A 14838-nucleotide genomic window follows, 5' to 3' on the forward strand; every position below is an offset into this window, starting at 1 on the left:
AAGCAGGGCAGAATAAATACATTTTTTTAGCAATTTATAAGAAAAAATATATCCAAAAAAATTATTTTTTATAATTTAACCATTCCAAAATCAACTTATCTGAAATTTGTTGAGGAGCGTACCACTGAATGGCATCATCTTTCTTAAACCAGGTTAATTGTCGCTTTGCATAATGGCGAGTGTTTAACTGTATTAACGAAATAGCTTTATCCAGTGAAACAAAACCATTTAAGTAATCAAACAGTTCTTTGTAGCCAACGGTTTGTAACGCATTTAAATGTTGCAAGGGTTGTAGTTGTTTTACTTCTTCCAACAAACCTTCCTCCATCATTGCCAAAACACGAGTATTAATTCTTTCATACAATGCTGCACGTGGCATTTCTAAGCCAATTTTCAATATACGAAAAGGTCGTTCTACCGGTGTATTTGAACGATAATAAAGAATGGATTTACCTGTTGCTTTTACTACCTCTAATGCACGCATTAATCTATGCGGATTTTGTTGTTCACCTTTTTGCCAATATTCAGCATCATACTGCTGAATTTGTTGCTGCAACCAGCTTAATCCCTTTGATTCAAAATTTTGTATGATTTCTTTGCGGATACTCGGATCAATATTGGGCATTGCATCTAACCCATTGCAAAAAGCATTTACATACAAGCCACTGCCACCTACCATTACTGCAACATTATGCTGATTGAAAATTTGATTGGCAGCTGATAATGCGTATTGCTCAAAAAGGGCGGCATTTACTTCATCGGAAATACTGTGTGAATTAATAAAATAATGGGGTACTAATGCCAGTTCTTGTTCCGTTGGTTTTGCTACACCAATATTCATTTCACGAAAACATTGCCTAGAATCTGCGGAAATAATTTCTGTATGTAACAATTGGGCAACACGCAAAGCAAGTGCGGTTTTACCCACCGCAGTAGGGCCAACAATTACAATGATTAATGGTTTTAACAATGCCGATTATTTTAAAACTATTGGCAAAAAATATACTAAAAATCATCGTCCATTTGTCCTTCAGCATCTTCAGCATCTTCTTCTGCATCGTTTTCATCATCGGCATCTTCGCCAAAACCATCTGCTGCTTCAGACAAATCATACTTTTCTTCAATGTCTGCAAATTTCTCTCCCAACAGTGATTTGGTGCCGTATTGCTGAGGACCTATACCTTCAACCCTTGTAACTAAAGGATATACCAGCTTTGGGTTTTCTTCTTTTATAATTTGAATTAAGGCTATGAGAAACACCCAATTTTTATTAAAATCATATACATATATGAATTTTTGATTGGGATCTTTGATTTCACTGCCAATGGTAGTATCGGCCATTAATAATGGCGGCACCACATAAGTTTTATCATATACCTCGAGCGATATTTCTCTTCCGCGCTGCCAGGCATCATTGCTACGATAAAAAGTTGCCTGATGCTTGTTATCAAACTCATATGCTTTTAATATGGCCAAATGTAAATCCAAAAAATGTTGTGTATGCTTTATGGCTATATCGCGATAAACAGCATCATCCTCTTCTAAGTAAACCCTAAATTTTAAAACGGCCATATCAATTGTATTTGAAGTTAATTATATAAATCAATGAATTGCTAGCTTCATGAATATTGGAAACATGGAATTAAGGTTTCAAAGAAACGAAAAAAAATTTTAAACAGGTTGTAAGTTTAAAGAGGCCGCTTTTTGTAACATAAATTGATAAGCCGCTTCATAAGTATTTGGAATTATACCGTCTAAAATCGCTTCTTTAATGGCATCTTTAATAATACCTACTTGCCTACCCGGCGATATACCAAAAATGCGCATAATATCTTCACCCGACAATGGGGGTTGCCAATTTCGAATATGGTCTTTTTCTTCAACAGCCTTCATGCGTTCTTTCACCAACTCAAAGTTTTGCATGTAACGCTTAACTTTTTGCTTGTTTTTACTGGTTATATCGGCATTGCACAATAACATTAAAGCATCAATATCATCACCTGCATCAAACAACAGCCTTCTTATGGCACTATCACTAATATTTTCTTTAGTTAATGATATGGGACGCAAATGCAGTTCTACCATTTTTTTTACAAACTTCATTTTTTCATTCATGGGCAATTTTAGTTGAGCAAAAATTTTGGGAACCATTTTTGCACCCACTACTTCGTGACCATGAAAAGTAAAACCTTGCCCGGGTTCAAATCGTTTAGTGGCAGGCTTTCCAATATCGTGTAAAACTGCAGCCCAACGCAACCATAAATCATTGGTGGTTTGGGCAATATTATCTATTACTTGTAAAGTGTGGTAAAAATTATCTTTATGCCCTTTCCCATCAATATTTTCCGCACCATGCAAGGCCATCATTTGCGGAAATATTATGGACAATAATCCTGACTTACTTAACAAATCGAAACCTATACTTGGTTTGGATGCTAATAAAATTTTATTAAGCTCATCGGTAATACGTTCTTGTGAAACAATGGAAATGCGATGTGCATCTTGCTGAATAGCAGCAAAGGTTGCCGGTGCAATAGAAAAATTTAATTGTGTAGCAAATCGTATTGCCCGCATCATGCGCAAAGGGTCATCACTAAAAGTCTGTATTGGATCGAGTGGGGTTTGAATGATTTTATTTTTTAAATCGTTGATACCATTAAATGGATCAATTAAAGTGCCGAAATCTGCTTTATTCAAGCTAATGCCCATGGCATTAATGGTAAAATCGCGCCTTAATTGATCATCGGCTAAACTACCTGAAGTAACTTGTGGCTTACGGCTATTTTGCGTATAACTTTCTTTTCTGGCTCCCACAAATTCTACTTCGAAATAGGAATCGTTCTGTAAAGGAATTTTTATTTGTGCTGTTCCAAAATTTTTAAAAAAAGCAACATAAGGTGTTGGATTAAATTTTTCAGCCACTGCATGCGCTAATGCAATACCATCACCTAAACATACAATATCGGCATCCTTGGTTGGTCTTCCTAAAATTTTATCACGCACAAATCCACCAATTAAGTAAACAGGCAGGTTCAATTCTTGCGCAGCCAAGGCTATATTGTTAATAATATTTGCTTCGGTATTTGATAAATTAATTTGCATTCGGGCAAATATATTAAATAAAAAATGATTTTAATGTTATTCCGTAGCAAAGTTATTACAATACTATGCTACAACTGATTAGTGAATTATAATTTTTGAAGAAGTGGTTGTAATAATTGTTCGGGTTGAATATGAAGCGCACAATGAAAATGCTTTTGCGGGCAAGCCTTTTTTCCGTGAAGGCCACAAGGCCTGCAGTTTAATTTTTCATTTACTTCAATAATATATTTTTCTGTGCTTAATGGCCCATATCCAAAATTGGGAATGGTGGAACAAAATATGGCAGCCACCGGTGCATTAACTGCAGAAGCAAAATGCATGGGTGCAGAGTCGTTTACATAATTCATTACCGCATGTTGCATTAATGCGGCAGATTGTAAAAAACTTATTTGCCCGGTTAAATTAACAACATGCTTGCTTGCTAACTGCAGGGCTATTTGTGAACACAAATCAAAATCGGATGGACCACCCAAAAAATATACTAACAAATCATCAGGTATTTTTTGTAAAAACTCAACCCACTTCTCCGCAGGAAATTGTTTCGTAAACCAAACTGATGCCGGGGCAACACATATATAGGGTGGTTGTATTAAATGTTGAATTGAGGCTAAAACAGTTTGATTGTAATACAATTTAGGCATGGCAGGCTCGTTGCCCGTAAAATGTGCAATAAGCTGTTGATTTCTTTCTATTTCATGCAAAGGCCTATCAGTATTATTAAATTGATGCTGTATGGCAATTGTGTAAAACTTGCTTAAAATATGGGTATTAAAACCAACTGTTTCTTTAGCACCTGATAGAACTGTAAGAAATGCCGTGGCTGCGTAACGTTGCACATTAATTACCGCATCAAATTTTTGATTCCGAATTTGAAATAATAATTTGAATAAATTACGATACTTTGATTGCTTTTTGTTCCATATCCAAACTTTTTCAATATAGGGATGATTATCGAATAAGCTTTCATTGCCTTTACGAACAAGTATGTGCAACTTTATTTCGGGATGAGTAAGTTTAATTTTTTCTAATAAAGCAGTTGCCAGTACAACATCACCAATAAATGCGGTTTGAATAAGCAACATTTTTTTCATAGCTGCAAAAATAGCAGCATTCGGGAAGTATTACTCAAATTCCAATTCATTACTGAAAAATTCCCAGTCAAATAAAACATATTTCTCTTGGAATAAACATAAAGGTTTGGGGGTATGAAGTTGGCCATCATTTTGCATCTCTGTTAAGTCTGACGAAACAGTGTGCTTTTCTAACCCTAATTGTAAAATTAATTCAATGAAGGGTTGAATTTTTTCAGAAGGAACGTCAACTATTACTCGCGCCATAACCCAAACATATTTCTTCCAAAATAAGCCAAAAAATTGAATTTACCTACCCTTTTTCAATGAAAAACATTAAAATTTAATGCTTGTTATTCGTATTTAATTGACTATCATAAATTATATGAAACAAAATGGTACTTAATAGTGATTTAAGCTTCCAGTACTCTATAAGATCCATCAACTAACCATGCTATTCGTTTTGCTTTTTTAAATGATGGAATTTGGGAATAAGGACTCAACAAGACATAGGCAATTTCATCTTTTATAAATTGAGGTATTTTAAATGATTCAGATGCGTCATTATTTTGCGAAACCTGCATTGAACATGCAAGAATAGGTTTTCTAAATCGTTTTATTAATTGCTTGCACAAAACGTCTTTGCAAATTCGAATGGGCACACCTTCAACTTCTTCCGAGCTTAAGCATTCATCTGCCAAACCAATCACATCATTCAAAATAACGGTAGTGGGATTGTGTTGTTCTTCTAAATAATCAAATAACGCCAAATCAATAGAAGCAACATGTTGTAATACTTGTTGTTCGCTCTCCATTAATACTTCATAATTAAATGAAAGCGTATGCTTCCGAAGTGTATTGATTAAACCGCAAACCGACTTTTCATTGGTCGCATCACAGGCAATTTGCCAGCCAATTTCAGTGGGCAAAACAACATATATTCCTTGTTGCAAGGCTGCTAATGCGGCGCTCATTTCAGTTTCATACATATCTGCCATTGTTCAAAAATAATTGAAAATAATTGAGCTAAGCCACTCACAATAAATAAAAGTTTAATAAATAACAGTGAACGATACTTTAGTTATGTTTGCGAAAATTTTTTTAAATGGAATTACAAAAATTAATTGAGGAGGCCTGGAATAATAGGTCTTTATTACAAAATACTACTTACACCGATGCAGTGAAAGCCGTAATTGATGCTGTGGACAAAGGAACCTTGAGAACAGCTTCGCCCACACCGGAAGGTTGGCAGGTAAACGAATGGGTTAAACAAGCTATTTTAATGTATTTCGCAATACAGCCCATGGAAACACATAGTTTACCACCATTTGAATTTTATGATAAAATGCTGTTGAAAAAAAATTATGCAGCATTAGGTGTTAGGGCTGTACCCCATGCAGTTGCCCGTTATGGTGCTTATTTGGCCAAAAATGTGGTTTTAATGCCCAGCTATGTAAATATTGGGGCATATGTAGATGAAGGAACTATGGTTGATACTTGGGCTACTGTTGGTAGTTGTGCCCAAATTGGTAAAAATGTGCACATAAGTGGTGGCGTTGGTATTGGTGGTGTTTTAGAACCCTTACAAGCCAGCCCGGTAATTATTGAAGACGGTTGTTTCTTGGGCAGTAGAAGTATTGTAGTAGAAGGTGTTAGAGTGGAAAAAGAAGCAGTACTTGGTGCCAATGTAGTCTTAACTCAATCTACCAAAATTATTGATGTTAGCGGCAATGAACCTATTGAATACAAGGGTTATGTTCCGGCGCGCAGCGTAGTAATTCCCGGCACTTACCCCAAACAATTCCCTGCAGGTACTTACCAGGTTAGTTGCGCATTAATTATTGGAAAAAGAAAAGCCAGCACCGATTTAAAAACCAGCTTAAATGACGCCTTACGCGATTTTAATATAGCAGTTTAGTTATTTGTAGGCCGGCAGAAAAAAACAACATGCTAAAAAATATCAATTTAAAAGCATCGGGGGGATGGTTTATTGCAATTACAGGTGCTTTACTATTTTCTACAAAAGCCATTTTTGTAAAATTAGCCTTTCAGCATACCCATGTTTCCGCTCTGCATTTATTGGTATTAAGAATGCTATTTTCAATGCCATTTTATGTTTTTGCCGGCCTTTATTCCCATCAAAAAGCAACTCAAAAAATTACACAGAAACAATGGTTATTAATTGCCATAATGGGTTTGTTGGGATATTATCTTAGCAGCCTTTTCGATTTTATTGGCTTACAATATGTTTCTGCAGGCCTTGAACGATTAATTCTTTTTTTGTACCCTACCTTTACCGTATTAATAAACACTTTTATCTTAAAAACACGCCTAAAACGTATTCAAATAATTGCTCTTATTCTAACCTATTTAGGCATTGGTATAGCATTTTTGGGTGAGGTACAAATAGACACCTCTAACGCTTATTTTTATTACGGTGCCTTCATGGTTTTTTTGTGTGCCATAACCTACTCAATTTATTTGTCGGGTTCAGGTAAGTTAGTACCTATAATTGGTCCAACACCATACACAGCTTATGTTATGCTTTTTGCAACAGGTGGTGTTTTTTTGCATTTTTTGCTTACAGCCCATACAACTACACTGGCATTTTTTGATCCCAATTTAGTGCTATATGGCATTGCATTAGCAATTGTAGCTACCGTTTTACCCTCCTTTTTGTTAAACATTGGCATGAAAAAGGTTGGCAGTAACAATATTGCAATAATTACCAGCATTGGTCCGGTGTCAACCATTTTACAAGCGCACTTTTTTTTGAATGAACCCATTTTAATGTTACAGATTTTAGGCACTTTATTGGTAATTATTGGTGTTTTATTAACCGGCCTGAAAAATTCAATATAAAAAACTACCAAAGAAAAGGAAGCATTCTTTTCGTATTGAGTATATAGTTTTTATAATTCGCGTCTTTGGCTTTCCAATATTTTTCTTCTTTACGTATTTTCAATTGTAATACAAAGAATAAAATGATTAATACCATTAGTCGCCACCACGTAAAGCTAAAACACAACATGCCAATGGCATACAATAATACAGAGGTGTACATAGGATGACGAATGTACTGATATGGGCCTGATACAATTAAATGGGCTTCACTATCCGGTTCGGGCATTACACGCAACTTCGATTGCCGCATGCTGAATACTGCCCATAACAACAGCAAACCTGAAAGAAGCAGAAAAACAATTCCCCATATATTCCATTTAAATGACGGTATAATGACCAACAAAAAAATGATAGCCGAAAATTGAATCCCCACTAAAAAATAAGAATCAACAATATTTTTTTTAACCATACACCAATTAGGTTTTAATTAAACAATCAGTTTAGTAAAGTATTACTGCCATATGAGCACTCTGTTACACATTCTAAATGTCATTTTTTCTTAATTTATACATCAAAGCTGCCAAAAAGTTTTTAAAACTAACCATTGCACAACATTTGATAAAATATAGAACGATAATAAACATAAAATTGATTGTTAACAACTAAAAACATACAACTATGACACTCGTAAAACACAATGCTATGACTCCTGTATTTAACAGGTTTTTAGATGATTTTTTCAATAGTGATTGGGCCGATTGGGGGCTTAAAAACTTTTCAAGCGAAGGCAGTACCTTACCAAAAGTGAACATTAAAGAAGATGACAACGGCTATACAGTAGAAATGGCTGCACCCGGTATGAAAAAAGAAGATTTTCAGGTAAATTTAGACAAACAAATTTTAACCATTAGTGCAGAAGCCAAAACTGAAAAAGAAGAGAAAAAAGAAACTTATAGCCGCAAAGAATTTAATTATCAAAGTTTCCAACGCAGTTTTAGTTTGCCTGATACTGCCGACGATGAAAAAATTTCAGCTAAGTACACAGATGGCATTTTACACATTTATATTCCTAAAAAAGAAGAGGCAAAACCCAAACCGGCTAAAACAATTACTATTGCCTAATTTCAATTGTACACAGTAAAGAAGATGCTGAATGGGTTGTGCTGTATTTTTAAAAGCACAACCCATTTTATTTCATCGTTAAAGCAATGTTGAAAACAAGCAACTGATTAATATCAGTTCAGCCACATCAAAATACTGTACTAACTTTATAAAACAAATTTTAAAAGGTTATGGAATACAAAGATTACTATAGCTTATTGGGTGTAAGTAAAACAGCATCGGCAGATGAAATAAAAAAAGCATACAGAAAATTAGCTGTAAAATATCATCCTGATAAAAATCCTAATAATAAAGAAGCAGAAGAAAAATTTAAACAAATTAACGAGGCCTATGAAGTGCTGGGTGATGCTGAAAAAAGAAAAAAATATGACACATTAGGTGCCAACTGGAAACAATATGAACAATCTGGTTTTTCCGGTAATCCGTTTGGTGCTCAAAATAATGCAGGTGGTGCCAATCAGCATTTTCATTTTGAAGGTGACCCATCTGAATTTTTTTCTGGCGGTGGTAGTGGTTTCTCTGATTTTTTTGAAGCATTTTTTGGTGGAATGGGCAGTGGCAGAAAATCAAAATCACGCAATCCATTTAGTAATGCACAATATGAATCTCAACCATCCGACTTAACCGGCGATGTTACAATTACATTACAAGAAGCTTATACCGGAACCGAAAGAATTATTAGTACCGGAACTGAAAAAATTAAACTGAATATAAAACCCGGTGCTTATGAAGGTTTACAACTGAAAGCCAAAGGCAAAGGAATGAAAAACAGTAGTGGTAAAGCAGGCGATTTGTATATAAATGTACACGTGCAACCCAATTCAGTTTATACCCGAAAGGATAATGATTTATACATGAATTTACCTGTTGATGTATTTACTTTATTGTTAGGCGGCAAACAGGAAATAATAACGTTAGGCGGCAAAATAAACATTACATTACCCGAATGCAGTGCCAATGGTAAAACCATGCGTTTGAAAGGAAAAGGAATGCCGGTGTACAATCAACCCAATACCTATGGTGATTTATATGTTACACTACAGGCACAAATACCTGCCAGCCTTTCAGCGAAACAAAAAAGTTTGTTAAAAGAAGCGAAAGATGCTGCATAAATTAAATAATAAAAATATTTATAAATTTTAAACTATTTTATATGACCGGAAATTTTAATGAAATTATTTCAGACAAAAAACCCGTTTTAGTTGATTTTTTTGCTGAATGGTGTGGGCCATGCAAAATGATGGCGCCCACTTTGCAAGATGTTGCCAGAACGGTAGGCGATGGAGCAAGGGTTATAAAAATTGATGTAGATAAAAACCCTAACTTGGCCATGAAATATCAAATTCAAGGGGTGCCTACTTTAATTTTATTTAAAGAGGGAAAAATTTTGTGGCGACAAAGCGGTGTTGTTCCCAAAAATTATATTATGCAGCAATTACAACCACACCTGCAATAAAAGCATGTAACACCAACTGCAATCCTTTATAAATGATTACATGGTTTCCTCAAAAATATTTTCGTGAAAGGCATTATTTTTCAATAATTCATAATGATGTAATAATGCCTTTTTTAATTTAATTTTTTTGTAAGGAAGCTGATGCTGTTTTGAAAATTCGGCAATTTCTTTAGAAATAGCAGGATAATAAATGTGGTGCACATTTGGAAATAAATGGTGTGCAATATGATAATTGAATGAACCCATAAAAAACCGAATAAACCAATTATCCTCCTCTACATCATTGGTACAAGAAAGTTGATGTAAGAACCAACTGGTGGGCATCTTACCATTCTCATCAGGCATTGGAAATGCATTATCCAAATTGGCATGAGGCGGTAACAATACGATTAGCGATATAATGCTAGCAGTAAACATCATTACCAAAAATGCTGCAATTACAGTACCCCAACTAAGCCCTATAATAAATTTGGGGAATAGCAGTACATATCCAATAAAAATAAATTTAAATACAAATAACTTGAAATATTCAATAGTAGGAATTGTGGTTACTTTCCAAACCAACTTTTGTTTATTGAAATAATCTTTAAAATCGCGTATTAACAACCAATTCAACAAATACAAGGGATATAAAATGGGCAAATAAATGTGCTGGTATTTATGCCATGCATTGTATTTCCCCTGTGGAAATACGCGTGCCATGGGACTTTGTTCAAAGTCACTATCCCACCCCATTACATTTGGGTAGTTATGGTGTAAACGAACATGGCGCACTCTAAATATAAAGCTGTTAGCACCCATTAAATCAAATATATATACATACCACTTATTCAATTTTTTCGATTGAAAAATGGTAGCATGAACCGCCTCATGAATTAATGTTAAATAATTTACTACCAACATAAATCCCATAAAGGCATATAAAAGCAGAAAAACAGGCCTGAAGTTTGCAAAATACATAGCCAGTACCCAAGCTCCGAAATACAAAACAGGGAATAAAACAGCCTTCAAATAAATTAAAAAAGAAGAGTGCAATTGCATTGAAGAAATGGTATTGTTAACCTTTGTTCTTAATTGTAGAAATAATTCTTCATCTTGCAATTTCCTAAATACTGGTTTTGCCGGCTTTGTAAACATTTCCATGCTAACAAAATTTTGAGTTTTACAATGCAGCTGGGTGGTGGTGAAAACTCAAAAAAACTATCAAAACTATTTGCAAATTTAATTAATTAATGCAGAAAAAAATAGCCGATTGTGCAATATTTTTTTGAATTTTTGTACTGTGATTAGCTGAATTTACTAAAAAATGATAAAAAAAACTTACATAAAAAATGCAAAATTAAAGTGGTTTGAATCGGATACTGTTTTTGACGCTTTATATCCCATCAATATTCAAACATTGGCCAAAAAGCATTGGACGCCAATTGATGTTGCCAAAACCGCTGCTGAATTTTTAGCCATTGAACCCAATAGCAAAATTTTAGATATAGGCAGTGGTGTAGGTAAATTTTGCCTAACTGCTGCATTTTTTCATCCAAACAATTTATTTTTTGGAATAGAACAAAGAGAAAATTTGGTAGAAATAGCAAAACAAACACAATTAAAATTGGGCTTGAAAAACATATTGTTTATGTGTGGAAATGTTATGGAAGTTGATTTTAGCGCCTACAATCATTTTTATTTTTATAATGCTTTTTTCGAAAACATAGCCGGAACAGATAAAATTGATGAAGACATTCCCTACTCCATTCAAAAGTATAATACTTATAATTTATTTCTAAATAAACAACTTCAAAAAAAGCCGGCAGGTACGCGCTTGGTTACATTTCACAGCCTTGAAAATGAGGTTCCGAAGAATTTTATGTTAGTAGATGCCAAAATGGATAACTTATTAAAATTTTGGATAAAAACTAGTTAATCAAAAAAAACTTCATCCTATAAAAAATAAATAACAAGATTTACACAAAATATACGATTTTATTAAAAATCAACCGAAATCACTTTTTTTAACCAAGAAAAAGGATACCTTTAAATTGCCTAATTTAAAATAATTTTTATGTTAGCACCTATTCATCCATCTGAACAAGAATTGATTAGTAGCATTTTATTGGCACATAATCAAGAAGAGGTAAAACAAAAAATAGATGTATTTATGGAATTATTGAATGAATTAGGTACAAGCGAAAATGAAATTAAAAAAATTCTGAATAACATTCAATCACACTTAGACAGTTGCAATCCTTTTAATTATGACGCCCAACAATGGAGCAATATAAAAATGGCTGATATTTATTGTTATGAGATATATCAGGCTATGTTTGGGGTACAATACTCATAAATCATAATAAGTTAGCTAACAAATTCACGGCATTTTATACTACTATCATTTCAAATCTTTACTTAAGAACTTTTCAGCAATATTTAGATAAAGTTTTCTTTTTGTTTCAGGCCATTTATTAAAATTTTGTACCAACATATTCATCCGAACATTTGTGCTAAAATAATCTGCATGCTTGTGTATAAAACGCCAAAACAGTGCATCCCATATTTGTTGCCAATGACCTTTGGGGTAATTACTCATCTTTAAAATGTAATTACTTCCGCTTATGTAGGGTTTGGTTGCCATTATTCCACCATCGGCAAACTGACTCATGCCATACACATTAGGTACCATAACCCAATCATAAGCATCTATAAATAATTCCATAAACCATTTATATACAACATTTGGGTGCAATTCACACAACAACATAAAATTGCCTAAAATCATTAATCGTTCAATATGATGGCAATACCCGGTTTCCAACACTTTGCGAATAGTAAAATCGATGGGTGCTATTCCGGTTGTACCGTTATAAAATGATGAAGGAATATCATTTTTTTGATGCTCCCAAAAATTAGCATTACGCATACGTGTTCCTTGTAATTCATATACTGCCCTAATGAATTCTCGCCATCCGATAATTTGACGAACAAAACCTTCTTGTGAATTTATTGGAATAATTTGCCGTTCTACAGAATGTAAAAACTCATCTACTATTTGTTGGGGTGTAAGCAATCCATTATTCAACATGGGTGATAGAACACTATGGAATAAAATATTTGAACGCACATCTATGGCATCTTCATAAGCACCAAAATGGTAAAATCTTTCACTTAAAAATTGCCGCAACCAGTGTTTACTTTCACTATGTATTACCGGGTAAAACCCATTGAATGGCATTGACCCCGGGTTATTTGGATAATGTTGCTGAACATAATCAATGGCCTCTTTTACATATTGATTAATTGGCAATAAATTCGTTACGGGTGGAATTTGATTAGTTGGATAACGTAGTCTGTTTGCTGCATCAAACGACCATTTCCCCCCAACGGGAGATAAATTAGCATCTACCAAAATTTTCCATTTTTTTCGTTGAAAGCGATAAAAATCGGTTTGAAACATTTTAGTGGTTTTACCAAAAAATTCTTTCAAACTTTCCAAATCATTTAAAAACAAAGGTGATGGCCATTGCTTTAAATGTATTTGACATTTTAATGCGGTTTGTTGTATTCTTTTTTGTAACCAATTATCTGTGGTATCAATGTAAGTAATGGAATGAAACCCTTGCTCCTTCAAATAAGGTAATAATAATCGTATATCAGAAAGAGGGTTATTAGCATCAATATAAACAACTTTTTTGTGTTTTTTTTGTAAATAAGCTTCATAGTATTTCATGGAAGCTCGATGGAAAATAAGCTTTTGCCGATGAAAATTGAATTCACGAAAAAACAAATATTCTTCTACTAAATAAATCACTTCAGCTTCATTCATCAAAACGCTTTCTTCAAACAATTGATGCGGAAAAACAATAGCTACAGACATTCATTATTTGTTTTTTTGTTTTCTACATTTTTCGCTACAGTATTTCACTTCTGACCAAACAGATGCCCATTTTTTTCTCCATGTAAAAGGTCGTTGACAAACAACACAAATTTTTTGAGGTAAATACTGTTTATTAGCCTTAAATGTATTTTTTTTCGACATTGTCTTTTACTTGCAAGCTTCAATAACAAAGTTGTAGTTCAGTTGTTGAGAAAAATTAAAATTTAGAAGACAATGGCAATAAAAAAGGCAGTTAATAAAATTAACTACCTTACGAAAACGTGCCCAGGACTGGATTCGAACCAGCACATCCTTTCGGACGCTGCGACCTGAACACAGTGCGTCTACCAATTTCGCCACCTGGGCATTCTGTTTCAGGGCAGCAAATATACTTTCATTTAAGTAACCAACAAACTGCAACCTCTTATGTCACTATTATCTAAACGGCCTAATACTTCAAAACTTCCATCATCATATACTTTCCCAACATCTTCAGTAGCAATAAAACTGCAGCTATACAAATTAGCTAAATCAATAATATTCAAAATCCCTTCACCCGATGCCTTTATCTGCAGTGGGTCATCTTCATCACGCACCAGCACCCGCATCCACGGTGGGCAATAAAAACGCCCCCTACCCTTTGAATAAGCCTGCGATAGTAATTCCGTCATACCATATTCCGCATGTATAGCGGGCAAATTAAATGCTGCCATAAGTGTTTGGTGCAAAGCTTCGCGGGTAATTTCTTTACGTCTTCCTTTCATACCCCCCGTTTCCATAATAACGGTATGTTTCAATGGTTGAGGATATTGTTCGGCAAAATCGAGTAAAGCAAAAGTTACTCCAATTAACAAAACCGGTTGTTCGGCAGCCTCTAATGCTTTTAGCGTTGCAGCCAGTTGAGCATAATTATATAAATAAAACCCACTTTGTGGATGATTGGATAGTTTAATTAAGGCATCCACCATTGTTACCAACGACGAATTCGGCCTTTCTAAATACGCAGGCAATAAACCAATGATACACCAATTTTTAGGCGAGCCATAAAATTGTTCAAAGGCTTTTAAAAAACTTTCTTCGTATATGGCAATACTTTTAACCCAGTGCCGGCTATTAATGGTTCCGGTTGTACCACTGCTTTCAAATACTGCTTCGGGCTGAAAGCTTGTGGTAGTAATGGTTTTAGATTTAAAAAAGGAAATGGGCAAAAAAGGGATTTTTTCAATGGAGGCAGCATTTTTATTTCCGGTTAAATCAACCCATTGAGCATAAACAATGTTATTAGCATATTGAAATTGAAATATTTCGTTTGCCAATGCAGAAAACGAGGACTCAGAAATTGAAAAAATCTTGTTAAGAAGTTCCATTAAAGCTAAAAT

General features: G+C 34.2%; 18 protein-coding genes and 1 tRNA gene. 7 read left to right on the top strand and 12 right to left on the bottom strand.

The window, feature by feature from the left end; all coding sequences use genetic code 11:
* Positions 1 to 61: 61 nt before the first annotated feature.
* The 6 genes from miaA to LX80_RS10080 all read right to left on the bottom strand — a co-directional run bounded on the left by miaA (position 62) and on the right by LX80_RS10080 (position 5170).
* On the bottom strand, positions 62 to 970 hold the full coding sequence (gene miaA, locus LX80_RS10055) for a tRNA (adenosine(37)-N6)-dimethylallyltransferase MiaA (RefSeq protein WP_111295858.1): 909 nt from the start codon (positions 968 to 970) through the stop codon (positions 62 to 64).
* Between the two features lie 35 nt (positions 971 to 1005).
* A complete protein-coding gene (locus LX80_RS10060) occupies positions 1006 to 1572 on the bottom strand; it encodes an IS1096 element passenger TnpR family protein (protein WP_111295860.1) in 567 nt (188 codons plus the stop codon).
* Positions 1573 to 1671: 99 nt separating this feature from the next.
* Positions 1672 to 3102 (bottom strand): CCA tRNA nucleotidyltransferase, encoded by a 1431-nt coding sequence (locus LX80_RS10065; RefSeq protein ID WP_111295862.1) that lies wholly within the window; start codon positions 3100 to 3102, stop codon positions 1672 to 1674.
* An 86-nt stretch (positions 3103 to 3188) separates the two neighbouring features.
* Positions 3189 to 4193, bottom strand: a complete 1005-nt coding sequence (locus LX80_RS10070) for a glycosyltransferase family 9 protein (RefSeq protein ID WP_111295864.1) — start codon at positions 4191 to 4193, stop codon at positions 3189 to 3191.
* Positions 4194 to 4223: 30 nt separating this feature from the next.
* Complete coding sequence (locus LX80_RS10075) at positions 4224 to 4439, bottom strand: hypothetical protein (protein WP_111295929.1); 216 nt, start codon at positions 4437 to 4439, stop codon at positions 4224 to 4226.
* A 146-nt stretch (positions 4440 to 4585) separates the two neighbouring features.
* Positions 4586 to 5170, bottom strand: a complete 585-nt coding sequence (locus tag LX80_RS10080; RefSeq protein WP_111295932.1) for a Sua5/YciO/YrdC/YwlC family protein — start codon at positions 5168 to 5170, stop codon at positions 4586 to 4588.
* Between the two features lie 107 nt (positions 5171 to 5277).
* Here LX80_RS10080 and LX80_RS10085 point away from each other — a divergent pair, with 107 nt between their 5' ends.
* Positions 5278 to 6090, top strand: coding sequence for a 2,3,4,5-tetrahydropyridine-2,6-dicarboxylate N-succinyltransferase (locus LX80_RS10085; protein ID WP_111295935.1), 813 nt, complete (start codon positions 5278 to 5280; stop codon positions 6088 to 6090).
* A gap of 29 nt (positions 6091 to 6119) precedes the next feature.
* Positions 6120 to 7034 (top strand): DMT family transporter, encoded by a 915-nt coding sequence (locus tag LX80_RS10090; protein WP_111295938.1) that lies wholly within the window; start codon positions 6120 to 6122, stop codon positions 7032 to 7034.
* A 4-nt stretch (positions 7035 to 7038) separates the two neighbouring features.
* On the opposite strand, the gene LX80_RS10095 is transcribed toward LX80_RS10090, so the two are convergent.
* Positions 7039 to 7485 (bottom strand): methyltransferase family protein, encoded by a 447-nt coding sequence (locus LX80_RS10095; protein WP_111295941.1) that lies wholly within the window; start codon positions 7483 to 7485, stop codon positions 7039 to 7041.
* Positions 7486 to 7718: 233 nt separating this feature from the next.
* Between LX80_RS10095 and LX80_RS10100 the strand changes: the two genes are divergently transcribed.
* From LX80_RS10100 to trxA, 3 genes are all read left to right on the top strand, one after another.
* Entirely contained in the window at positions 7719 to 8138 is a 420-nt protein-coding gene (locus LX80_RS10100; protein WP_245898037.1) for an Hsp20/alpha crystallin family protein, read from the top strand.
* A 170-nt stretch (positions 8139 to 8308) separates the two neighbouring features.
* Positions 8309 to 9250, top strand: a complete 942-nt coding sequence (locus LX80_RS10105; protein ID WP_111295948.1) for a DnaJ C-terminal domain-containing protein — start codon at positions 8309 to 8311, stop codon at positions 9248 to 9250.
* A gap of 41 nt (positions 9251 to 9291) precedes the next feature.
* Complete coding sequence (trxA, locus tag LX80_RS10110) at positions 9292 to 9594, top strand: thioredoxin (protein ID WP_111295951.1); 303 nt, start codon at positions 9292 to 9294, stop codon at positions 9592 to 9594.
* A 36-nt stretch (positions 9595 to 9630) separates the two neighbouring features.
* Here trxA and LX80_RS10115 read toward each other — a convergent pair whose 3' ends face one another.
* Positions 9631 to 10737: a fatty acid desaturase family protein gene (locus tag LX80_RS10115; protein WP_245898038.1), complete on the bottom strand. Its 1107-nt coding sequence runs from the start codon at positions 10735 to 10737 to the stop codon at positions 9631 to 9633.
* A 163-nt stretch (positions 10738 to 10900) separates the two neighbouring features.
* Between LX80_RS10115 and LX80_RS10120 the strand changes: the two genes are divergently transcribed.
* Both LX80_RS10120 and LX80_RS10125 read left to right on the top strand, forming a co-directional pair.
* Positions 10901 to 11512, top strand: a complete 612-nt coding sequence (locus LX80_RS10120) for a methyltransferase domain-containing protein (RefSeq protein ID WP_111295953.1) — start codon at positions 10901 to 10903, stop codon at positions 11510 to 11512.
* Positions 11513 to 11650: 138 nt separating this feature from the next.
* The gene (locus LX80_RS10125) at positions 11651 to 11932 is read left to right on the top strand and encodes a hypothetical protein (protein ID WP_111295956.1); all 282 of its coding nucleotides are present in this window, start codon (positions 11651 to 11653) and stop codon (positions 11930 to 11932) included.
* A gap of 45 nt (positions 11933 to 11977) precedes the next feature.
* On the opposite strand, the gene LX80_RS10130 is transcribed toward LX80_RS10125, so the two are convergent.
* From LX80_RS10130 to LX80_RS10145, 4 genes are all read right to left on the bottom strand, one after another.
* Entirely contained in the window at positions 11978 to 13459 is a 1482-nt protein-coding gene (locus tag LX80_RS10130; RefSeq protein ID WP_111295958.1) for a cryptochrome/photolyase family protein, read from the bottom strand.
* A gap of 3 nt (positions 13460 to 13462) precedes the next feature.
* Entirely contained in the window at positions 13463 to 13621 is a 159-nt protein-coding gene (locus LX80_RS14705) for a DUF2256 domain-containing protein (RefSeq protein WP_111295961.1), read from the bottom strand.
* A gap of 120 nt (positions 13622 to 13741) precedes the next feature.
* Positions 13742 to 13825 (bottom strand) — tRNA-Leu (locus LX80_RS10140).
* A gap of 32 nt (positions 13826 to 13857) precedes the next feature.
* Complete coding sequence (locus tag LX80_RS10145) at positions 13858 to 14826, bottom strand: LuxE/PaaK family acyltransferase (protein ID WP_111295963.1); 969 nt, start codon at positions 14824 to 14826, stop codon at positions 13858 to 13860.
* Positions 14827 to 14838: the final 12 nt, after the last annotated feature.

This window comes from Hydrotalea sandarakina (genome assembly GCF_003254115.1).
Taxonomy (GTDB): Bacteria; Bacteroidota; Bacteroidia; order Chitinophagales; family Chitinophagaceae; genus Hydrotalea; species Hydrotalea sandarakina.